Genomic DNA, 24,196 nt, shown 5'->3' with positions numbered 1-24,196 from the left:
TTTAATTTTTTAGATTATAGGAAAAGGTGTGACATGCGAGGACAATTTTTGTCTTTGCAGGCTCACTCTTTTTTTCTTTGTTTGATAATCAAATAAGTCCTCTCTTTAAAACTGTGGTATAATAAGTACTATGCAAACTAAACCAACTTCTGCCTATATCCATATTCCTTTTTGTACTCAGATTTGTTATTACTGCGATTTTTCCAAGGTTTTTATCAAAAATCAGCCAGTAGATTCTTATCTGGAGCATTTGATTGAGGAGTATGATTCTTACGACATCAAAAAGCTCCGTACCCTCTATATCGGTGGTGGGACTCCGACGGCTCTATCTGCCCCTCAGTTAGCCTTTTTACTGGAAAAGCTGACGGATAAGCTAGATTTATCTTATCTAGAAGAGCTGACCATTGAAGCCAATCCTGGGGATTTGGATCAGGAGAAGATTGCTGTACTTAAAGACTCGCCTGTCAATCGGGTTTCGCTGGGTGTACAGACTTTCAATGACCGCATGCTTAAGCAAATTGGCCGCAGTCACCTGGAAAAAGACATCTATGAGAATATTACAAATCTCAAAAAAGCAGGTTTTGATAATATCTCAATTGACTTGATTTATGCCCTGCCCAAGCAGACCATGGAAGATGTGAAAACCAATGTGGCCAAGGCCATTGCATTGGACATTCCACACATGAGTCTTTACAGTTTGATTTTGGAAAATCACACAGTATTTATGAATCGGATGCGGCGAGGGAAGTTGCCTCTGCCCAAGGAAGACTTGGAAGCGGAGATGTTTGACTACATTATAGCTGAGTTGGAAAAGGCCGGCTTCGAGCATTATGAGATTTCAAACTTTTCCAAGCCAGGCTTTGAGAGCCGCCACAATATCATGTACTGGGACAATGCGGAATATTATGGTATTGGAGCGGGAGCGTCTGGCTATGTCGATGGTGTTCGCTATAAAAACCACGGACCAATTCGTCATTATCTGCAGGCGGTGGAAGCGGGCCATGCGCGAGTACAGGAAGAAGTGCTGACGCTGAACGAAAAGATGGAAGAAGAGATGTTTCTGGGTCTTCGGAAGAAATCTGGTGTTTCCAAAAAACGTTTCGAGGAAAAATTTGGTGTCTCCTTTGAAGACCAGTACGGAGCTGTTGTGTCTGATCTGACTGAGCAGGGCTTGCTAGTGCCAGACAGAGATATCGTGCGCATGACCAAACAAGGCCTCTTTTTGGGCGATACGGTTGCTGAGAAATTTATATTGGAGTAAATCATGGGCTTAACTTATCAAATGAAAATGAAAATTCCTTTTGATATGGCAGATATGAATGGCCATATCAAGCTTCCAGATGTCATTTTGCTGTCCTTACAGGTATCGGGGATGCAGTCGATTGAGCTTGGCGTCAGTGACAAGGACATGCTGGAGCAGCATAACCTAGTCTGGATTATCACGGACTATGATATTGATGTGACACGACTGCCACGATTTGCAGAGGAGATTACCATTGAGACAGAAGCTTTGACCTACAATCGGCTCTTTTGCTACCGGAGCTTCACGATTTTTGATGAGGCAGGTCAGGCCATTATTCAGATGATGGCAACCTTTGTTCTTATGGATCGAGATAGCCGCAAGGTTCACGCAGTTGAACCTGAAATTGTTGCTCCTTACCAATCAGAGTTTTCTAAGAAATTGTTGCGTGGTCCTAAGTATCCAGACTTGGAAAATCCTGTTAGCAAGGACTACCATGTACGCTTTTACGACTTGGATATGAACGGACATGTCAACAATAGCAAGTATCTGGACTGGATCTTTGAGGTCATGGGGGCAGACTTCCTCACCCAGCACATTCCTAAGAAAGTCCATCTCAAGTATGTCAAGGAAGTCCGACCAGGCGGAATGATTACTTCTAGCTATGATCTAGAAGGCCTGCAGAGCAATCACCAAATTTCCAGTGACGGCGAAGTCAATGCTCAGGCTTTGGTGACCTGGCAAGAGTTTAAACAAGAGAATTAGGAAGAGTAGAAATGACTTATAGAGGATATTTGATTGATTTAGACGGGACGATTTATAAGGGCAAGAGCCGGATTCCGGCTGGTGAAGCCTTTGTGCATGAGTTGCAGAAGCGCAAGATTCCCTATCTTTTCGTGACCAATAACACTACTCGCACGCCAGAAGCAGTGAAGACCATGCTGGCTGAAAATTTCAATATTGAGACGCCACTTGAGACTATTTACACAGCTACTTTAGCTACCATTGACTATATGCAGGAGAAAAAACTGGGCAAGAAAGTCTACGTTATCGGAGATGTCGGACTTAAACATGCCATAGAGGAAGCTGGATATATAGAAGACACAGAAAATCCAGACTATGTAGTAGTGGGTCTGGACTGGGAAGTAGACTATGAGAAGCTGACAATAGCGACTCTGGCCATTCAAAAAGGTGCTCACTTTATCGGGACCAATCCAGATCTCAATATTCCGACGGAGCGAGGTCTGCAGCCAGGAGCGGGTGCTATCAACGCCCTCTTGGAAGCAGCCACTCGGGTTGAGCCAACCTTTATCGGCAAGCCAAATGCCATCATCATGGAAAAAGCCATAGAGCATTTAGGACTGGCGCGTGAAGAAGTGGTCATGGTGGGCGATAACTATTTGACAGATATTCGAGCGGGAATCGACAACGGCATTCCGACCCTCTTGGTTACGACAGGCTTTACCCTGCCAGAAGAGGTGCCCAATCTGCCTATCCAACCGACGCATGTCTTGTCCGGTCTAGCGGAGTGGGACTTTGATGCGTGATAAGTTGAGATTTTCAGCAAGCGCTTTGTGCTTGTTGGCAGCAGCAATCTTGCTAACTATTTATCTGGCTTGGCTGGTTTATCCATTGGAGATTTCTTATTTTGCCTTGCCGGATAAGGTGTATTTGAAAGCTGAGACCATCCAGTATAATTTTAATATTTTGATGAATTACCTGACCAATCCTTTTAGTCAGAAGTTGGCGATGCCGGATTTTCGTTCGTCAGCAGCAGGGCTGCATCATTTTCAGGCGGTCAAGTATCTTTTTCACTTGGCGCAAGCTGTTTTCCTACTGACTTTGCCGGCTTTGATTCTCTTTATCCAAAAAGTGGTTAAAAATGGATTTTTGAGTCTTTACAGGCGGGCTTTTCTGGTGATTGGTCTTTTGCCACTTGTCTTTGCTGGACTGGCCATTATGATCGGTTTTAACAATTTTTTTACACTCTTTCATCAAGTTCTCTTTGCTGGAGACAATACCTGGATGTTTGACCCAGCCAAGGATCCAGTTATCTGGATTCTGCCAGAAGAATTTTTCATGCACACCTTTATTCTTTTTGCTTTGCTTTATGAGGGAATCTTTTCGACATTGTTTTTCCTGAGCAGAAAGAACAGGCTCTAATAATAACAGAGGAGATTTTATGTTTTTTTCACCTGAACCTTTAAATCCTAAAAAAGATTTAGGGCGATTTTCAGCAGCCTGTTTTACTTACTCTATCGTGATGCTTGTGGTTATTTTCATGTATACTTTCCTCTCAATTCTTTTGGTCCTCCCGCAACAGGATTTTGATTTGGCCAAGACAGAGGAAATTGTAACGAAATTTATGGAGTCGGACGGTGGAGCTTATATTATTGCCTCTTGCCTAGGTATTTTAGTTTTTACAATTTTCCGAGGCAAGCAGTTGTTTACTCAAGATTTGCGCAAGAAAAATAATAAAATGACTGCCAAAGTCTTCTTTTTCATGATTTGTTTTCTATTTTTTGCTCAATTATGTAGCGCCTTGACGACTCAATTCATGGAGAGTGTTTTATCACTCTTTGGTTTGGATCTTTCTGAGATTATATCACAGGATTTTAGTTCTCGAAGCGTCACCATGTTTATCTATTCAACGATAATGGCGCCGATTACGGAGGAAATGATTTTCCGAGGAGCAGGCTTGCGAGTTTTGGAAAAGGATGGGAAGGTATTTGCCGTTATCATGACAGCACTTCTTTTTGGTCTCTTTCACGAAAATCTATATCAGCTTTATTTTGCCACCATTATTGGTCTGGGTTTCGGATATATCGCTTTTGAATATTCTATTTTCTGGGCGATTTTCTTCCATATCTTCAATAACTTGGTAATAGCAGAAGGGCTTGATTTCCTGACCAACTATATTCCAGAAAGCATTGTTAATATCGTCAATTATTTATTGATGGCTACAGGGTCTACGGTAGTATTGATTGTGCTTATTCTGAATTGGCCAAAGATTAAAGCTTATATCGATGAAAATAGACCTCAACCAGGGACATATAGGCAGGCCTTTAAGTCGGTCTGGTTCTGGGTATTTTCAAGTTTATGTATTCTCTCTGCCGTTTTACCAATCCTCATCATTTATATCAACTCTAGATAATGAATCAAATAGAAAAGAAGTCTGAGCAGGCTTCTTTTTTGTATTTTTAGATAAATGAATTATATTTTGAAAGAAAATGACAGAAAGTGCTTGACTTTGATTTCAAATCATGTATAATATAAGTGTAATCGATTGCAGAGGAGGTGTTCTATGCTGAAGTCGGAGAGAAAGCAGGTCATCCTAGAAACTATGACTAAAGAAAAATTTGTTTCTTTAGAGTATCTGGTGCAAGCTTTAAACACTTCAGAATCAACTGTTAGAAGAGATTTGGATGAGCTTGAAGGTGAGCGTAAGTTAAGACGTGTTCACGGTGGTGCGGAGAGTCTTCATTTTTTGCAAGAAGAAGAAAGCAATCAAGAAAAATCTATCAAAAACATTCAAGAAAAGACCAAAATTGCTCAAAAAGCAGCAGATTTGATTCAGGAATACGATGTGATTTTTATTGATGCCGGCACGACTAATGAGCTTTTAGTCAATGAATTACATGATCCAAGCGTTACAGTGGTAACCAACTCTATCCACCATGCTACAAAGTTAGTTGAACGGAATATTCCCACTGTTATCATTGGCGGTGTCGTGAAGCGTTCAACAGACGCCAGTATTGGAGGTGTTGCCTTGAATCAGATTGGTCAATTAAATTTTGATAAGGCTTTTATAGGGATGAATGGCATCGATAGTTCTTTTTACACGACTCCGGATATGGAAGAAGGAGCAGTTAAGCGGGCTATTCTGGAAAATGCTAAGAAAACCTATGTTTTGGCTGATGCTTCAAAGCTGGGGAAGACATCTTTTGTAAAAGTCGCACCAATTTCGCGTGCAAGACTTATTACGAATCAAATTGAATCTGAAGTGATTCAAAAGATTAAAGAAAAAACGGAGGTAATAGAAGCATGATTTATACAGTCACACTAAATCCTTCCATTGACTATATCGTCCGCTTGGACAAGGTCAATTTAGGCAGTGTCAACCGGATGGACAGTGATGATAAGTTTGCCGGCGGTAAGGGCATCAATGTCAGTCGTGTTCTCAAACGACTAGGAATTGAAAATACAGCAACGGGCTTTATTGGCGGCTTTACTGGGAAATTCATCACAGACAACTTGGTCAGCGAAGGGATTGCCAGCAATTTTGTCGAAGTGGATCAGGATACGCGTATTAATGTCAAAATTAAGGCGGATGCTGAAACAGAGATTAATGGACCCGGTCCAGAAATTTCCACTGAAAAGCTAGCTGAGCTCAAGGAAATCCTTTCTTCATTGTCTCCAGCTGATACGGTAGTCTTTGCCGGCAGCAGTCCTAAGAATCTAGGAAATGTTGTTTACAAGGAACTGATTGGTTTGACCCGAAAAACTGGCGCTCAAGTAGTCTGTGACTTTGAAGGACAAACCTTGCTGGATTCCTTAGAATTTGAGCCACTTTTGGTTAAACCAAACAATCACGAACTCGGCGATATTTTCGGCGTTAAGCTGGAAAACTTGGATCAGATTGAAAGCTACGCCCGTCAAATCTTAGACAAGGGTGCCCAACATGTCATTATTTCTATGGCGGGTGACGGTGCCCTGCTGGTGACTCAGGATGGTGCTTACTTTGCTAAGCCCATCAAGGGAAATGTGAAAAATTCTGTCGGGGCTGGAGATTCCATGGTGGCAGGCTTTACTGGAGAATTCATCCGTTCAGGCGATGCAGTAGAGGCCTTCAAATGGGGTGTAGCCTGCGGAACAGCCACCACCTTCTCAGATGATTTAGCAACAGCTGATTATATCAAAGAAACTTATGAAAAAGTAGAGGTAGAAAAAAGATGAAAATTCAGGATTTACTGAGAAAAGATGTCATGTTGCTGGATTTGCAGGCAACTGAAAAGACAGCAGTTATCGAAGAGATGATTCAAAGTCTTGTCAAACATGGTTATGTGACAGATTTTGAAACTTTCAAGGAAGGAATTCTTGCGCGTGAAGCTCTGACTTCAACTGGTTTGGGAGATGGAATTGCCATGCCTCACAGCAAAAATGCTGCAGTAAAAGAAGCAACGGTCCTCTTTGCAAAGTCAAATAAAGGTGTAGACTATGAAAGTTTGGATGGCCAGCCGACGGATCTCTTCTTTATGATTGCTGCTCCAGAAGGTGCTAACGATACTCACTTGGCTGCCTTGGCTGAATTGTCCCAATACCTGATGAAAGATGGTTTTGCTGAAAAATTGCGTAAGGTATCTTCGCCAGATGAAGTTATTGCTCTTTTTGACCAAGCGTCTGAAAAGGCAACTGAACCAGCAACTGTTGCTCCTGCAACTGAGGGAGGGGACTTCCTTGTAGCGGTTACAGCTTGTACGACAGGGATTGCCCATACTTATATGGCTCAAGAAGCTTTGCAGAAAGTTGCTGCTGAAATGGGCGTTGGCATTAAGGTTGAAACCAACGGTGCCAGCGGTGTCGGCAACAAATTGACAGCAGAAGACATCAAGAAAGCTAAAGCAGTTATCATCGCAGCAGACAAGGCTGTTGAAATGGATCGTTTTGACGGCAAGCCTTTAATCAATCGTCCAGTTGCAGACGGTATCCGCAAGACAGAAGAACTCATCAATCTAGCCCTTTCAGGAAATGCTGAAGTTTACAAGGCTGCCAACGGTGGCGCTGCAGTAGCAAGCAGCAATGAAAAACTGAGTCTAGGCGGAGCCTTTTACAAGCACTTGATGAGTGGGGTATCACAAATGCTGCCATTCGTTATCGGGGGCGGTATCATGATTGCCATCGCCTTCTTGCTGGATCAAATTTTGGGTGTGCCACAAGACCAACTGTCCAACCTAGGAAGCTATCATGAAATTGCGGCACAGTTTAAAGCAATTGGTGCAGCAGCCTTTGGTTTCATGTTGCCAGTCTTAGCTGGTTACATCGCTTATTCAATCGCTGAAAAGCCAGGTCTGGTTTCCGGTTTCGTAGCTGGAGCGATTGCTAGTAGCGGTGCATCCTTTGGCGGTGTGGCCTATGCTGCGGGTGGTGAGAAAACACTCTCTTTAGCAGGTGTGTCATCTGGTTTCCTCGGAGCTTTAGTTGGCGGTTTCCTGGCTGGTGGTGTGATTTTAGTCCTTCGCAAGCTTCTTGCTGGTCTGCCTCGCTCACTTGAAGGTATTCGCTCAATCTTGCTCTTGCCACTTCTTGGTGTTTTAGTGACTGGATTCCTGATGCTGGCAGTCAATATTCCAATGTCAGCTATCAACACAGCTCTCAATGATTTCCTTGCAAGTCTGAGCGGAAGTTCTGCTGTTCTTCTAGGTCTCTTGGTCGGCGGTATGATGGCAGTTGATATGGGTGGACCAGTTAACAAAGCAGCCTATGTATTTGGTACAAGTACACTGGCAAGCACTGTCTCAACTGGTGGTTCACCTGTGATGGCAGCGGTTATGGCAGCAGGAATGGTTCCACCGCTTGCAGTATTCGTAGCAACTCTGCTTTTCAAAGATAAATTTACTGCCGAAGAACGTGATTCAGGTTTGACCAACATTGTCATGGGGCTTTCCTTCATCACAGAAGGTGCGATTCCTTTTGGAGCTGCTGACCCAGCCCGTGCTATTCCAAGCTTTATTGTAGGATCAGCTCTTACAGGTGCGCTTGTCGGTCTATCTGGCATCAAACTTATGGCTCCTCACGGAGGAATCTTCGTAATCGGTTTGACCAACAACCCAATCCTTTACCTTGTGTATGTCTTGATTGGTGCAGTAGTCAGCGGTATTATCTTTGGATTCCTGCGCAAGCCATTGGAAAAATAATCTTTAGACTGAATGAAAATAGAATCTCAACCGAGATTCTATTTTTTTGCATGATTCATACCCTCTGCTGATAAGTATAGGTAGAAAGTCCCATAGAATTATGATATAATGGGCTATCGTATATTTTTAGGAGAATAGTAATGAATTTACAACGTGAACAAGAATTTGTTAGCCAATATCATTTTGACGCGCGCAACTTTGAATGGGAAAAAGAAAATGGAACACCAGAAACAAAGGTTGATGTGAATTTTCAGCTAATTGAGCGGAATGAGGAAACTCAAACAACCTCTTTGATTGTCATTTTGACTTTCATGATTGTATTTGATAACTTTGTCATCAGCGGAACGATTTCACAGGCCAACCATATTCAGGGGCGTTTGGTCCAAGAACCTAGCGAATTTGATCAAAATGAAGTGGAGGAATTGGCTCGTCCTTGTTTGACTATGCTCAATCGTCTGACCTATGAAGTGACGGAAATTGCTTTGGATTTGCCAGGTATTAATTTGGAGTTCTAATAATGAAATTAGCGGTTATAACGGATTCCTCTGCTTTTTTATCAGAGAATCTTCTGGGAAATGAAAATCTGTTTGTCTTAGATATTCCAGTGGTGATTGCTGGTGAAACTTATGTAGAAGGAAAAAATCTGAAAGCCAGTGAGTTCTATGAGAAAATGGCTGCCGCAGATGAATTGCCAAAGACTAGCCAGCCTAGTATTGCAGAGCTGGAGGAAACTTTGACTAGCCTTGCCAGTAAGGACTATACTCATGTGCTGGGTCTCTTTTTATCCAGTGGGATTTCCGGATTTTATCAAAACATCCAGTACCTCAAGGACGAATTTGATGGATTGGCAATCGCCTTTCCAGATTCAAAAATCACCAGTGCTCCGCTGGGGATCATGGTTGAAAATGCTTTGACTTGGGCCGCGGAAGGGCAGGATTTTGAAGCAATTTTGACCAAAATCCAGCAGCAAATCGATGGGACCAGCGCTTTTATCATGGTTGACGACCTGAATCATCTGGTTAAGGGAGGTCGCTTGTCTAATGGCGCAGCTATTCTGGGCAATCTCCTGAGTATCAAGCCTATTCTGTATTTTAACGATGCGGGTGTCATCGAAGTCTTTGAAAAGATTCGGACGGAAAAGAAGGCGACCAAGAGGTTGCTTGAGGTAGTTGAGGAAAGAACTGGAACGGGTTCCTATCAAGTTATCGTGATTCATGGAAATGCTGAAGAGAAGGCGGAAAGCTTGCGCCAGCAGCTGATAGAGGCTGGTGTGGCAGATGATATTTCCCTTGCTACCTTTGGCAGTGTGATTGGAACTCACTTGGGCGAAGGCAGTGTCGCTTTGGCTTACATGCCGCTTGTGTAGCGATTCCGCAGGGCAGCTAGTCAAGAAATAGAGAGTAGAGGTTCGAGATGAGTATAAAAGTCATTATTGCTGGTTTTAAAGGGAAGATGGGCCAAGCAGCCTATAAGATGGTAACAGAAGATCCTGAGTTGTCTTTGGTTGGTCTGTTGGATCCTTTCACAGATGAAAAAGAAGTAGCAGGAGTTCCGGTTTTTAATGCTAAAGAGGAACTGACAGGTCTCCAAGCAGATGTCTGGATTGACTTTACGACTCCAAAAGTTGCTTATGAAAATACCCGCTTTGCTCTTGAAAATAGCTTTGCACCGGTAGTCGGAACGACTGGTTTCACGCCTGATCAGATTGAAGAGCTGACAGAGCTATCTCGTCAAAAGGGGCTTGGCGGTTTGATTGCACCGAATTTTGCTCTGGGAGCTGTCTTGCTTATGCAGTTTGCAGCTCAAGCAGCCAAGTATTTCCCAGATGTGGAGATTATCGAACTGCATCATGACAATAAGAAAGATGCACCGAGCGGCACGGCTATCAAGACAGCTGAATTGATCAGCAAAGTTCGGACGAGTAAGCAGCAGGGAGCGGCTGATGAGGAAGAATCGTTGGCTGGTGCCCGTGGGGCAGCGTTTGACGGTATGCGGATTCACTCAGTGCGTTTGCCGGGCTTGGTTGCTCATCAGGAAGTTATCTTTGGTAGTCAAGGAGAAGGGCTGACTTTGCGGCATGACTCCTATGACCGGGTTTCCTTTATGACTGGGGTAAATCTGGGTATCAAAGAGGTAGTGAAGCGCTCTGAATTGGTCTATGGATTGGAACATTTACTATGAGATTAGAGAAGATGCCTTCTGAGTTTCAGGAGGCTTTGCCAGTATTAGAGAAGATTAAAGAGGCTGGTTTTGAGGCTTATTTTGTCGGTGGTTCTGTACGAGACGCTCTGTTGAATCGTCCGATTCACGATGTGGATATTGCTAGTTCGGCCTATCCCGAGGAAATCAAAACAATTTTTTCTCGGACTGTTGATGTCGGCATTGAGCATGGAACAGTTCTGGTCTTGGAAGGCCAGGGAGAATACGAAATAACGACTTTTCGGACTGAGGATGTCTATGTGGACTACCGCAGGCCTAGTCAGGTCTCTTTTGTGCGCTCTTTGGAAGAGGACTTGAAGCGCAGGGATTTTACAATCAATGCCCTTGCTTTAGACCAAGAGGGGGAGATTGTGGACCTCTTTAACGGTTTGGCAGATATGAAAAATTGTATTCTGCGGGCAGTCGGAGTGGCTGCAGAGCGTTTCAATGAAGATGCTCTTCGCATCATGCGAGGCTTTCGTTTTCAGGCTGGTCTAGACTTTGATTTGGAAGAGTTGACTTTTCAAGCAATGGCTGATTGCGCGCCGCTTTTAGAGAAGATTTCGGTAGAGCGGATTTTTATCGAGTTTGACAAGCTGCTGATGTCTCCTTTCTGGCGGAAAGGTTTGGAGAGCTTGATCAACGCTGCTGCCTACGACTTTCTTCCTGATATGAGAAATTCAGCAGAAGTTTTGCAGGAACTACTAGACCGTTTAGTAGAAGATTTTCAGTTTTTCAGTTCCGAGCAGGCTTGGGCTGCGCTTCTGCTGGCTTTGAAGGTAAAAGATCTTCGGAAGTTTTTGAAACATTGGAAAACCTCCAATGACTTTCAAAAGCGAGTGAATCAGCTGGTAGCTGTTTATGAGATTCGGCAGGAACGGAGCCTTTCTAAGCGCGATTGCTATCAGTATGATTTGGATTTGATTCTGCAAGCTGAAAGTTTGAGACAGGCCGCAGGCTTGCCAGTTGAGTTTGAGGCTATTGAAGCGACACATTCTGCTCTGACAATTCATGATAAACATGAGATTGTGGTGACAGGCAGTCATTTGATTCGAGAATACGGCTTTAAACCTGGACCAGAATTGGGACAAATCCTGACTAAAATTGAATTGGCCATTGTCGACGGAGAATTGGCAAATAGTAAGGAAGAAATAATGAACTTTATTAAGGAGCAAGTTGGATGAGTGACTTTATCGTTGAAAAGCTGAGTAAATCTGTCGGGGATAAGACAGTCTTTCAAGAGATTTCTTTTATCATTCACGACTTGGATCGAATCGGACTGATTGGAGTCAATGGGACAGGAAAGACCACCCTTTTAGATGTCTTGTCTGGCAAATCAGGCTTTGATGGTGATGTCTATCCTTTTTCAGCAAAATCTGACTATAAAATCTCCTATTTGACTCAGGAACCAGACTTCGATGAAGAGAAGACGGTCTTGGATACTGTTTTGTCCAGTGATTTGCGAGAAATGCAGCTCATTCGAGAATACGAACTGCTCATGGCTGCTTATGATGAAGCCAAGCAGGCTCGTCTAGACAAGGTCATGGCAGAAATGGATTCGCTGCATGCTTGGGAAATTGAGAGTCAGGTAAAAACAGTCCTATCCAAGCTCGGTATCTCAGATTTGGCAGCAAAAATCAGCCAGCTTTCAGGTGGTTTACGTCGGCGGGTCCAGTTGGCGCAGGTTTTGCTTTCCGAAGCAGACTTGCTGCTGTTAGATGAGCCGACCAACCATCTGGACATTGATACGATTGAGTGGCTGACAAATTTCCTGAAAAACTCAAAGAAGACCGTCCTCTTTATCACACACGACCGCTATTTTTTGGACAATATTTCCACGCGGATTTTTGAATTGGACGGCGGAAGCTTGATTGAGTATCAGGGCAATTATCAGGACTATGTCCGACTAAAGGCTGAGCAGGATGAGCGCGATGCTGCCCTGCTACACAAGAAACAGCAGCTATACAAGCAGGAGCTGTCTTGGATGCGCCGTCAGCCTCAGGCGCGAGCGACCAAGCAGCAGGCACGTATCAATCGTTTCCATGACCTCAAAAGTGATTTGTCTGGTCAGACCAATCAGACGGACTTAGAGATGAACTTTGAAACCAGTCGTATTGGAAAAAAGGTCATTGAGTTTAGAGATGTGGATTTTGCATACGGAGACAAACAGATTTTGTCGCATTTCAATCTCTTGCTGCAAAACAAAGATCGACTGGGCATCGTCGGAGATAATGGAGTGGGCAAGTCTACTCTGCTCAATCTAATTGCTGGTCAGTTGCAGCCTCAATCTGGTCAGGTTATAATCGGCGAGACAGTCCGAGTGGCTTATTTCTCTCAACAGATTGAAGGCTTGGATGAGTCCAAGCGGGTCATCAATTACTTGCAAGAAGTAGCAGAAGAGGTTAAGACTGGCAGTGGCACAACATCTATTGCCGAGCTCTTGGAGCAGTTTCTCTTTCCTCGCTCAAGCCATGGCACTTTGATTGAGAAGTTGTCTGGCGGTGAAAAGAAGCGGCTCTACCTGCTTAAGCTTTTACTAGAAAAGCCCAATGTCCTGCTTCTGGACGAGCCGACCAATGATTTGGATATCGCAACCTTGACGGTCTTAGAAAATTTCTTACAGGGCTTTGCAGGACCGGTGATTACAGTTAGTCACGATCGGTATTTCCTCGATAAGGTAGCCAGTAAGATTTTAGCTTTTGAGGATGGTCAGGTCAGAGAGTTTTTTGGAAACTACACGGACTATCTGGATGAGAAGGCTTTTAGACAGTCCAGCGCAGCTATTTCCCAAAAGAAAGAAAAGGAAAAGTCAGTCAAGGAGCGGGAGCAGAAGAAGCGGATGAGCTACTTTGAAAAGCAAGAGTGGGAGACCATCGAGGCGGATATCGAGGTGCTGGAGGCACGCATCGAAGCCATTGAGACGGAAATGGAGCAGAATGGCTCGGACTTTACCAAGCTATCGGAACTTCAGAAGGAGCTGGATGACAAGAATGAGCAGCTTCTTGAAAAGTATGAGCGCTATGAGTATCTGAGTGAGTTGGAGTAGGACAGTTACGCAGTACATTCGTTATGGATACAAGTTTGTGAGGGAGAATGATGGAAATTAGGATTTATAGCCAGCCTAGTCAGGAAATCAAGGATCAGCTTTTTGAGCTGGTTCAAAGCTGCCACGTTACAGATGGGACTTATCGACTTCCTTATTTGGATAATGCCTATAATTTTGATGCAGAAATGCCAGCCTTTTTTCTGGCAAATTTAGATTATCAAACGGTCGGTTTTTTATCAGTTTATGCGGATGAGCCAGGTCAAGCAGAGGTATCTGTCTATGTATTGCCCGACTATCGCAGACGAGGCATAGCGAGTGCTCTTTTGCAGGAATTTTCCAAAATTGCAGAGAAATACGATTTATCCCAAATCGAATACATCAGTGAAGTCAAGTTTTTAGCAGACCATCTGACCTTTGCTGAGATGTTTGACTATGATTTGAAAGAAACGGAAATCTGGCTGGAGCAGGCGGCGGGGACTTTCCATGAAGAAGAAAAAGAAGGCGTAGAAGTTTTACTGGGGAGAACGGAAATGGTTGCAGAGATTGCAGCTTTTCAGTCGCAGATTTTTGAAATGCCGATGGAGACTGCGCTTCACTATGCCAGTCAAGCGCTGGAGAGCCCAGATAGCCTGCTCTATGTCCTGAAAAAAGATGGTCAAATTGTGGCGTCCTGCTCAGTTGATACAAGTTTTGGTAGCAATTATCTGTTTGCCTTAGCTGTGGATCAGGCCTTTCAGGGACAGGGCTTAGGGAGTCACCTAGTCAGGTCTATCCTGAATGACCTTGCTAGCCGAAATGGACAAGTCTGTCAAATCGTCGTAGAAGCCCAGAACACAGGTGCCCTGAGGCTGTATGAAAGATTGGGCTTTAAACGAAAATCGGAAACAGTTTATTTAAAGAGAAAATAAAAAATTAACCTTCAGAGAAGAGCGACATGGAGGTCAGGAGATCTGTTTATGATAAAGAGAAAAGAGCCTTTCTTGGTTCAGGCTGGCTTGGTGCTGGGCTTATTGGCTTTGGGAAATTTAGTCGGTGATGTCAGTCAGTTCTTGCGTTATCTTTTGGCAAGTCTGGCATTCTTATTTTTCCTCCATCTAATGATGGGAATGCTGACGCACAGCAAGCAAGTCAAAGAGCAACTAGGTCAAGCGCTAGTGGCCTCGGTCTTCCCTACCTTTTTCATGCAGGGAATGGTGGCTTCGACTTATTTAAAGAGCTGGACTTTTTTGGGAAATTTTGCCCGAATTAGTGCGCAAGTGCTGTGGTGGCTCAGCTTTAGCGGGCTGGTTTTCTTGATGGTCTATTATATCCTGACCTTTGTCTTCCCTTTCAAGTGGGAGAACGTCTTTCCGGCTTGGACGGTCTTATTTGTCGGGATCGGTGTCGCTCCTCTGACAATTGCAGTTCCTCAACAGTTGGCTTTGGGGCAACTGGTCTTTTGGTATGGACTTTTAGCGACTATCTCGGTCTTGCCAATCGTCCTTTATAAGACTTATAAAATCGGCTTAGCAGAGAATGTTCGCCCGAATACAACAACGATTTGTGCGCCTATTTCCTTGATGACAGCGGCTTATGTGGCTACTTTTCCTCAGCCAAATCTTGTCTTGTTGAGTTTGCTCTTGATTTCAGGTCAATGCTTTTATGCCTTTATTTTGTGGCAACTTCCTCGTTTGCTCAATCGTCCTTTTTCAGCAGGTTTTTCTGCCTTTACCTTCCCTTTGGTCATTTCGGCTGTGGCTTTGAAGCAATCTTTAAACGTATTAGAATTAGGTTTAGCTGGGCAGATTCTGCTTGTTTTTGAAATTCTGATAGCTCTGCTTGTTGTCCTTTATGTTGCATTCTTATATCTAAAGGATATTTTTGGAAAGTAAAGATTTCTACGATTTTATGCTTTATATAGTAAGATTTGTAATAAGGGAAAAATGGGAGTTTCTCAAATTGCCTTATGTGATAGCCATTGTGAACAGTAGGATTTTGGGTGATAAATTGTGTAAAAAAGGAAAGGATAATGGCTGTTTCTGCGGTCATGAACTTTGAATCTTGTCCAGCCATCTCATCTATTGATAGGAAAAGAGTTTGGATCTCGTGCCCTGAAGCGGAAGCGCCAGCCATTTTTTAAAGAACTATGAAAAAATAGCAAGGTAGAAGCTTAGAACTGAACCGTTGCTTGGATAGAAGCTGTGTAGTAGAAGAGCACAAAAAATATATTTTGAAATAAACTCGACGGCTGTAGATGCAGTCGTTTTTATTTGGTGTCCTATCTCTCTTTGGCCAATATGCAATCTGCTAATGTGCTTGATTATGGTACAGGCGAAGTGAGTCTTGGCTAGTGATTTTTGAGCAATGATTGAACATTCGTTTGAAGTGAGGTGACATGGTGTGGTTCCACTTCAAACGAATATTTTTCTATCTTTATTCTAAGCAGAATCTAATTTTCTGCTGTAAAATAATTTGACAGTTCTTAAAATATTTGATATATTAAAATCAACATATTAACATAAAAAGAAAGGGATAGAAGGGTTTTACAGTATCCTGAAAAATTTAGGATAAATTGTAAACGCTTACTATCAGTGGTTGTCAAATGAATAGAGATTTATTTGATAAAAGATATAAGTTTGGAATTCGCAAGCTAACGTTAGGTGTTTGCTCTGTTATGATTGGAGCGGTCTTGTTTGGGGCCAATCAAGTATCTGCTGACGGTCTAGCAGAGACACCAACTAGCCCAGCAGGAGTAGTTGCGGTATCTCAACCAAGTGTGGCACCTCCTGCTACTGAAGTTACGGGAGAGGCAACATCTTCTGAGGCAAATGGAAAGGTGGAAAAAGAGGATAAGGCTCCTGAAGCAGCAACTGCTACTGCACCAGTATCTACAGAAAATGCAGCTACACCTGCGCCTGCATCGCCATCTACAGATACAGGTGCCTCCTCAGATACTTCTTCTGATACGGTTGCTGAGACAGAAGAAACGGTTGAAAGAGACTATTATTCCCGTTCTTTAAAGAATGTCAAACCTGTCTTGGAAAAAGAAGACATCACGATTAACAAAACAGATCACCCTAAAGAAGACCTATCCAGTGATCTTGATAAGGTGAAAAAATTAAAGAATGCAACGGTTCATTTGGAGTTCAAGCCAGATGCAAATTCGCCAAAGTTTTATAGTGTATTCTCTGCTTCTAGCTCCTCTCATGTCAACGAATACTTTACTCTTGCGGTCAATAATGGAACAGCAGTTGTCGAAGGTCGTGATCGCAATGGGCAGCAATTCTATGAAAATTATAACAATGCCCCTTTGAAAGTAACTGCGGGTCAATGGAACTCCATCACCTATACAGTAGAAAGACTGAATCCAGATTCGCCAGAAGGCCGCGTGCGTCTCTATGTCAATGGTGTCCTATCAAGAACCAGCTATCAGTCAGGGAAATTCTTGAGTGACATGCCAGACTTGACCAATATGCAGTTGGGCGCTACAGTACGTGGTAAGCAAAGCCATTGGCCAGGGACTTTTGCCGTTCGAAATCTAACTGTCTATGACCGTGCTCTTTCACCAGAGGAAGTAGCTCAGCGTAGCCAGATTTTCAAGCGGAAAGAACTTGAAGGACAGCTAGCTCCTGGTGCCTCCCTGAGTGAAAAGACAGATGTATTTGAGAGCGGAGCTGGCGGTCAGGCTAATAGTCAAGGAATTAAAAGCTATCGAATCCCAGCCTTGTTAAAGACTCAGAAAGGCACCTTGATTGCAGCCGCGGATCAGCGTTGCCTGCATGCGTCAGACTGGGGAGATATCGGAACGGTTATTCGCCGTAGTACAGATGGCGGTCAGACTTGGGGACCAGAAAAGACGATTGTCAATTTGCGCAATAATCCCAAAGCAACGGATCCGAATCAGGGATCTCCTGTAACGATTGATGTGGCTATGGTTCAGGATAAAGACGGAACCATTCATGCCATCTATGATATGTTTACAGAAGGGCGGGCTGTTTTTGACCTACCTGCTAAAAACGAAGAAGCCTATACAACGATCGATGGCAAGGTTTATCAGATTCTTTATCACGAAAATGGTCAAAAATACACTATTCGCGAAAATGGAACAGTCTATGATGCAAATGGTGCAGCGACAACCTATCGTGTAGTGGTCAATCCACAGGAAAAGGACTATCGAGATAAAGGTGACCTTTATGATGGTGATCGCTTGATTGATAATATTTATTTCACGACTAAGAAAGATTCGCCTTTCCGTGTCGCTCGGACTAGCTATCTGTGGACATCAGTGAGTAAAGATGATGGACTAACTTGGTCAGCTCCACGTGATATTACTCCTATGGTCAAGGAAAACTGGATGAAGTTCTATGGAGTTGGGCCTGGTACAGGTATTCGCCTCCATACAGGCCCGCACAAAGGACGCTTGGTTATTCCGACTTATTCGACTAACGAATCTTCCCATTTACATGGTTCTCAGTCTTCTCGTGTTATCTATTCAGACGATAATGGACAAACTTGGCATTCTGGGGTAGCAGTCAACGATGGTCGCAGAGTGAATAATGCAGAGATTCAATCCAGCACCATGAATCATCCTTCGGCTCAAAACACTGAAGCAACCGTCGTGCAATTAGCAAACGGTCAGCTGAAAATGTTCATGCGTGGATTGACGCGAGACCTGCAGGTTGCAACCAGTGAAGATGGAGGTGCTACTTGGCTTCCTGAAGTGAAACGCTACAAAGATGTGCCTGATGTCTATGTACAAATGTCAGCGATTAGCACAGTCAAAGATGGACAAGAATATGTGATTTTGGCGAATGCCAGCGGACCTGACAGAAATAATGGCCATGTTCGAGTTGCCAGAGTGGATCAGGCTGGCAATCTGACTTGGATTGCTCATCGGGAAATCAATAAAGGAAAATTTGCCTACAACTCTCTGCAACAAATCAATGATCAAGAGTTTGGTTTGCTTTATGAAGGAGCGGAAGGGAATAAAAATGACTATACTCTCTCCTTCAAGAAGTTTAACTGGGATTTCTTGCTGAAAAACAGTGTTTATCCGACAGAGGCTAAGGTAGTCAGCGCGAAAAACACAGAAGAAGGACTCGTTGCCCTGCGTTTTGATCACGAAGTGATTGTCAATGAAGCACCGGTATTTGAACTAGAAAACGGTAAAGAAGCTACCTTTGTCACTCAGGCGGACAGCAAGACACTCTTGTTCTACGCAGATGATGATTCGGCTGGTCAAAAGATTACTAAGCTGAAATCAGGCAGCATCGAAAGTATTCATAATCTAGCTGTTTCTGTAGTGGGAACGAGACTTCCGGCTGCAGGTTCGGCTCCAGAAGCAGTCACACCTTATATTGCACCGACACCGACGGTTCCAGATCCTGACTTAGTGGCAAGATTTGCAGCTAAGAAGACAGCTGAGTGGACTCCTGTTGGAACAACAGAGCAGCATGGAACCGTCACTACAGTTGAGAAGAACGGTGTCCGCTATAACCAGCTTTCTTCAAAATCTACTCATGATAACAATCAAAATCCAGCCCTCTTCCAGAAAGAAGGCTTGCAGGTGGATCAAGAAGGAAATGCCAGCGTCAACTTAACTTTTGTAGAAAATTCTGAAACAAACCATGGCCGCTTTGGTGTCTTTATGAAATTTAAAGATACGTCAAACAATGTCTTTGTCGGCTATGACAAAGAAGGCTGGTTCTGGGAATATAAAACGCCAGGCAATGGCAACAGCGCTTGGTATCGTCAGACTCGTGTACCAGCACCGAAAAAAGGTTCAAGCAATAACTTGGTGGTAACTCTGAAAGCAGATGGCCAGCTCAATGCGACCAATAATGGCGAGCAACTCTTTAATACAGTGACTTTGCCAGCTGCAGTTAAGGAGAATCTCAAGAATGAGCGCAAGATTTTGGTCAAGGCTGGTACTTATCAGGGCACTGAACTGACTTCTGTTTTGATAAAGACAGATAACCAAGAAGGCATGACTCCAACTCAGCCGACAGGAGAAAAGGAAACAGGACCTGCTGTAGATGACTCTAAAGTCACTTATGATAAGATTCACTCAGCAACGATGGAAGTGCTGATTGATAAGGCCTTCCCACGCGTCAAGAGCTATACAGTCAACAAGCACATACTGACAGGTCAAGTCAAACAGCTGGATCAAGTCACCATCAACTCACATGCTATCAAGCCGAAAGTGACTTACCGCAAGGTTGATGAGCAGACAGCTGAGTATGATTTAGTCTTGAAGGATCCAGAGCATCTGATTGATGCAGAAATGACCGTTCGCTTGAAAGTAGTGGACAACCAACTGCACTTTGATGTGACAAGAATCGTCAACCATAACCAAGTCGAAGCTGGTAAACCAATCGATGATGTTAGAAAATTGATTTCTTCTATCAACTTTGCTGACAATGCGTTGGTATCTGTATCTAGCGAGCAGGCTGGTGCTAAGTTTGATGGGGCGACCATGTCCAACAATACCCATGTCAGCGGAGATGACCATATCAATGTGACCAATCCGATGTCAGACCTGCGCAAGGGCTACATGTACGGATTTGTCTCAACAGACAAGCTGGCGGCTGGTGTATGGAGTAACTCTCAAAACAGCTTTGGCGGCGGTTCGAATGACTTTACACGCTTGACTGCTTACAAGCAAACAGTGGGTAAGGCCAACTATGTTGCAATCAAGAGCTCACCATGGCAATGGCAAAGAGAACATAAAGGTATTGTTTATCCAGATTATACTCTAGAATTGCCAAGTGCTAAGGTGGTCGTGACCGAAGATGCTAACAAGGACAACCAAGTTGACTGGCAGGATGCGGCTGTAGCTTATCGTCAAATCATGAACAACCCGCAAGGCTGGGAAAAGGTCAAAGACATCACCGCCTATCGGATTGCTATGAACTTTGGCTCTCAAGCTCAAAATCCATTCCTGATGACTCTGGATGGTATTAAGAAAATCAATCTTCATACCGATGGACTGGGGCAAGGTGTCCTCTTGAAAGGCTATGGAAATGAAGGGCATGACTCTGGCCACTTGAACTATGCAGATATCGGTAAACGAATCGGTGGAGTTGAAGATTTCAAGACCTTGATTGCTAGGGCTAAGGAATACGGTGCTCACATCGGTATCCACGTCAACGCATCAGAAACCTATCCGGAATCCAAATACTTCAAAGAAAAAATCCTACGCAAGAATCCTGACGGTAGCTATAGCTATGGCTGGAACTGGCTGGATCAAGGTATCAATATTGATGCTGCTTATGACCTCGCTCATGGTCGTCTCAAACGTTGGCAAGATTTGAAGGAAAAACTTGGCGAAGGATTAGACTTTATCTATGTCGATGTCTGGGGTAATGGTCAGTCAGGTGATAATGGTGCTTGGGCAACTCACGTCTTGGCAAAAGAAATCAATCAACAAGGCTGGCGCTTCACCATTGAGTGGGGACATGGTGGTGAGTATGACTCAACCTTCCAGCACTGGGCAGCTGACTTGACTTATGGTGGCTATACTAACAAGGGGATTAACAGCAGCATCGTCCGCTTTATCCGCAATCACCAAAAAGATTCTTGGATTGGTGACTATCCGTCCTATGGCGGCGCAGCCAACTATCCACTTCTTGGCGGTTACAGCATGAAGGACTTTGAGGGCTGGCAAGGACGGAGTGACTACAATGGCTACGTGACCAACCTCTTTGCTCATGATGTCATGACCAAGTATTTCCAACACTTCACTGTCACAACATGGAAGAATGGTAATCCGGTTACCATGAATGATAATGGCGGCAGCTACAAGTGGACACCAGAAATGGAAATCGGTCTGACAGACAAGGACAACAATCAAGTTACTATTCGCCGTAAATCAAACGATGTGGCAAATCCAGGCTATCGTGAGAGAACAGTCACTCTCAATGGTCGCGTGATTCAAGATGGATCTGCCTACTTAGTACCATGGAATTGGGATGCCAACGGTAAGAAGCTGGAAAAAGCTCAAGAAAAGATGTATTATTACAATACAAAAGCAGGTCAGACAACTTGGACCCTGCCGAGTGATTGGAATGACAAAGTCTATCTCTATAAGCTGACCGACCAAGGTAAGGTTGAAGAGCAAGAGCTGACTGTCACAAATAATCAGCTGACGCTGGATCTTTTGGCAAATCAGCCATACGTTCTCTATCGTACAAGACAGGTCAACAAGGAAATGTCTTGGAGCGAAGGCATGCATATCTATGATCAAGGCTTCAACAGTGGCAAGCTGGATTATTGGACAATTACAGGCGACAAGTCTAAGGCTGAGATTGTCAAGTCACAGGGTGCCAATGATATGCTCCGTATTCAAAACAATACAAGTACTGTGACTCTGACTCAGAAATTAACGGGTCTCAAGCCAAATACTAAGTATGCTGCTTATGTCGGAGTGGATAATAGAAGTGATGCTAAGGCAAGTATCACAGTCCAATCAGGTGGCAAGACAATCACCAACTATACTAATAAATCTATTGCTCAAAACTATGTGAAGGCCTATGCCCACAATACCAACCGCAGCAATGCGACAGTGGACAATACCAGCTATTTCCAAAATATGTATGTTTACTTCACGACAGGTGATGACGTGTCCAATGTGACCCTGACCCTGAGCCGTGAAGCAGGTGAAAAAGCAACTTACTTTGATGAAATTCGAGTCTTTGAGAATAATTCTACAATGTATGCCGGCGGTCATGATAACCAAAAAGGTGTCTTCAAACAAAACTTTGAAAATGTTGGTCAAGGAATCTTCCCATTTGTTATTGGTGGTGTCGAAGGTGTCGAGGACAATCGGACTCACTTATCAGAAAAGAATGCACCATATACACAACGTGGCTGGAATGGTAAGAAGATTGATGATGTTATCGAGGGCGACTGGTCACTCAAGACTAATGGTCTGGTTAGCCGTCAACGCATGGTTTACCAAACCATCCCACAAAACTTCCGCTTTGAAGCAGGCAAGACTTATCGAGTAACCTTTGATTATGAAGCTGGTTCTGATGGCACATATGCCTTTGTCAGCGGTAATGGTGAAGTGACTTGGAAGCAGGCAGGAAACCAATGGATCAGCGATCTGGGTAATGCACAAGTGCATGAACTTCCAAACACTTGGAAAGGTTCACAAAAAGCTAAAAGAGCGACCTTCCTCGTTACGGGAGCGCCAGATGGCAATACTTGGATTGGTATCTATTCTACCGCTAGAGGTGGCAATACAAATGGCGATGCAGGCGGAGAAGCAAACTTCCGTGGCTACAATGACTTTGTAATGGATCGTCTGCAAATTGAAGAAGTCGAGCTGACAGGTAAGATGCTGATTGACGAAGCAGTGAATAACTATCTGCAACTAGTTGCCAGAACGAATTACACTACTGATTCTATGAATGCGCTGAAAGATGCGGTTTATAATCTGACTCAGCAGGATGATGACATCTCAGTTGATGCTGCTAGACAGGCAATCGCTGCAGTGGATCACCTCAAGGCTGCCTTGGTAGAGAAGAAGACTTCCCTCAAAGCAGCAGACTTTGAATCTCTGGAAGCTCCTGCACAGCCAGGAGAAGAGTTGGCTAAAGCCTTTGATGGCAACCGCTCTAGCTTATGGCATACACCGTGGTCAGGTGGCGGTGCTAATAAACCAGCTACTATGGTCTTGAGAGAACCAACTGATTTGACAGGTTTGACCTATGTGCCACGCTCTTCAGGCTCCAATGGTAATCTTAGAAATGTTACCTTGGTGGTGACGGACGAAGGAGGCCAAGAACACCGCTTCTCAGCCAATAATTGGCCAAATAATGCAGCAGCTAAGACCATTGACTTTGGTCGGGTCATCAAGGCTAAGAAGATTGTCTTGACAGGTACTCAGACTTATGGCGATAGTGAAAATGAATACCAATCAGCAGCGGAACTAGTCTTTAATCTACCAACAACAAGCGAGGCTGCTCTGGACACAAGTGCTTATGATAAGGCTCTTGCGCGTGCTAAGACGTTGACAAGTCAGGCTAATCGTGAAGCAGTAGAAGAGTTCTTGCAGGTGGCTGCTTACGTAATAAATAACCACTTGTTAACTCCGACTCGCTTGGCAGAATTTACAACTTATCTCAATAGCTTAGAAGATGCGCCAGCTACCCCGCCAGTTCATAAGACGACTCCAGACGAAGGTGTTAAGATTCCAGTAGTCGAACAGCCACGCTTGGATATTGTGACAGAAGCTCTACCGTTTAATACTGTTGAACGTGAAAGTGCGCAATTGCCTACGGGCGCGCGAAAAGTTGTCCAAGAAGGCAAGGACGGAGAGAAGACTACGCTCGTTGAAGTGACCATCGAAAATGGTCAAGAAACTGGCCGCGTGACACGTGACAGCTTCGTTTCTAAAGATCCAGTCGATCAGATCGTGGAAGTTGGCAAGCCAGTTGAGCAGGTGACACCAGCAGAAGGCGTTAAGAATCTGGTCGTGGAACAGCCACGCTTGGATGTGGTGACTGAGACCCTACCGTTTACCACTGTTGAACGTGAAAATGCACAATTGCCTACGGGCGCGCGAAAAGTTGTCCAAGAAGGCAAGGACGGCGAGAAGACAACGCTAGTTGAAGTGACCATCGAAAATGGTCAGGAAACCAGCCGTGTGACTCGCGACAGCTTCGTTTCTAAAGACCCAGTCGACAAGATTGTGGAAGTTGGCAAGCCAGTTGAGCAGGTGACACCAGCAGAAGGCGTTAAGAATCTTGTTGTCGAGCAACCACGCTTGGATATTGTGACAGAAACTCTACCGTTTACCACTGTTGAACGTGA

Annotated in this window: 16 protein-coding genes; all 16 read left to right on the top strand. The window is 44.0% G+C overall.

Annotation, left to right across the window (positions count from 1 at the left end; translation table 11 throughout):
• Positions 1-130 precede the first annotated feature (130 nt).
• Positions 131-1,261, top strand: a complete 1,131-nt coding sequence (hemW, locus tag AC5FEC_RS08370; protein ID WP_493661894.1) for a radical SAM family heme chaperone HemW — start codon at positions 131-133, stop codon at positions 1,259-1,261.
• Between the two features lie 3 nt (positions 1,262-1,264).
• Positions 1,265-2,005 carry an acyl-ACP thioesterase domain-containing protein gene (locus tag AC5FEC_RS08365; protein ID WP_493661893.1) on the top strand — a complete coding sequence of 247 codons (741 nt, stop codon included), beginning with the start codon at positions 1,265-1,267 and terminating at the stop codon, positions 2,003-2,005.
• An 11-nt stretch (positions 2,006-2,016) separates the two neighbouring features.
• Positions 2,017-2,787, top strand: a complete 771-nt coding sequence (locus AC5FEC_RS08360) for a TIGR01457 family HAD-type hydrolase (RefSeq protein ID WP_493661892.1) — start codon at positions 2,017-2,019, stop codon at positions 2,785-2,787.
• Positions 2,780-3,403, top strand: a complete 624-nt coding sequence (locus AC5FEC_RS08355) for a TIGR01906 family membrane protein (protein WP_493661891.1) — start codon at positions 2,780-2,782, stop codon at positions 3,401-3,403. Before AC5FEC_RS08360 ends, AC5FEC_RS08355 begins: the two co-directional genes overlap by 8 nt.
• A gap of 19 nt (positions 3,404-3,422) precedes the next feature.
• Complete coding sequence (locus AC5FEC_RS08350; RefSeq protein ID WP_493661890.1) at positions 3,423-4,394, top strand: CPBP family intramembrane glutamic endopeptidase; 972 nt, start codon at positions 3,423-3,425, stop codon at positions 4,392-4,394.
• A 150-nt stretch (positions 4,395-4,544) separates the two neighbouring features.
• On the top strand, positions 4,545-5,288 hold the full coding sequence (locus tag AC5FEC_RS08345; RefSeq protein WP_493661889.1) for a DeoR/GlpR family DNA-binding transcription regulator: 744 nt from the start codon (positions 4,545-4,547) through the stop codon (positions 5,286-5,288).
• Positions 5,285-6,196 carry a 1-phosphofructokinase gene (gene pfkB / locus AC5FEC_RS08340; RefSeq protein WP_493661888.1) on the top strand — a complete coding sequence of 304 codons (912 nt, stop codon included), beginning with the start codon at positions 5,285-5,287 and terminating at the stop codon, positions 6,194-6,196. The genes AC5FEC_RS08345 and pfkB overlap by 4 nt, the downstream gene beginning before the upstream one ends.
• Positions 6,193-8,154 carry a PTS fructose transporter subunit IIABC gene (locus tag AC5FEC_RS08335; protein WP_493661887.1) on the top strand — a complete coding sequence of 654 codons (1,962 nt, stop codon included), beginning with the start codon at positions 6,193-6,195 and terminating at the stop codon, positions 8,152-8,154. The genes pfkB and AC5FEC_RS08335 overlap by 4 nt, the downstream gene beginning before the upstream one ends.
• A 140-nt stretch (positions 8,155-8,294) precedes the next feature.
• Entirely contained in the window at positions 8,295-8,669 is a 375-nt protein-coding gene (locus AC5FEC_RS08330; RefSeq protein WP_037617102.1) for a DUF1149 family protein, read from the top strand.
• A 2-nt stretch (positions 8,670-8,671) separates the two neighbouring features.
• Entirely contained in the window at positions 8,672-9,520 is an 849-nt protein-coding gene (locus tag AC5FEC_RS08325; RefSeq protein ID WP_493661886.1) for a DegV family protein, read from the top strand.
• A 47-nt stretch (positions 9,521-9,567) separates the two neighbouring features.
• On the top strand, positions 9,568-10,335 hold the full coding sequence (dapB, locus tag AC5FEC_RS08320; RefSeq protein ID WP_234550592.1) for a 4-hydroxy-tetrahydrodipicolinate reductase: 768 nt from the start codon (positions 9,568-9,570) through the stop codon (positions 10,333-10,335).
• The gene (locus AC5FEC_RS08315; RefSeq protein WP_493661885.1) at positions 10,332-11,537 is read left to right on the top strand and encodes a CCA tRNA nucleotidyltransferase; all 1,206 of its coding nucleotides are present in this window, start codon (positions 10,332-10,334) and stop codon (positions 11,535-11,537) included. The genes dapB and AC5FEC_RS08315 overlap by 4 nt, the downstream gene beginning before the upstream one ends.
• Positions 11,534-13,399 carry an ABC-F family ATP-binding cassette domain-containing protein gene (locus AC5FEC_RS08310; RefSeq protein WP_493661884.1) on the top strand — a complete coding sequence of 622 codons (1,866 nt, stop codon included), beginning with the start codon at positions 11,534-11,536 and terminating at the stop codon, positions 13,397-13,399. The genes AC5FEC_RS08315 and AC5FEC_RS08310 overlap by 4 nt, the downstream gene beginning before the upstream one ends.
• Positions 13,400-13,449: 50 nt before the next feature.
• Positions 13,450-14,307, top strand: coding sequence for a GNAT family N-acetyltransferase (locus AC5FEC_RS08305; RefSeq protein WP_493661897.1), 858 nt, complete (start codon positions 13,450-13,452; stop codon positions 14,305-14,307).
• A gap of 48 nt (positions 14,308-14,355) precedes the next feature.
• Entirely contained in the window at positions 14,356-15,270 is a 915-nt protein-coding gene (locus tag AC5FEC_RS08300; protein WP_493661883.1) for a TDT family transporter, read from the top strand.
• Positions 15,271-15,980: 710 nt separating this feature from the next.
• Positions 15,981-24,196 (top strand): SpGH101 family endo-alpha-N-acetylgalactosaminidase (locus AC5FEC_RS08295; protein WP_493661882.1); only part of this gene is annotated, 8,216 nt, incomplete at its 3' end.

This window comes from Streptococcus sp. STC1396 (assembly GCF_058933875.1).
Note: the sequence above shows the minus strand (reverse complement) of the source record. Positions and strands in the feature narration are given on the sequence as shown.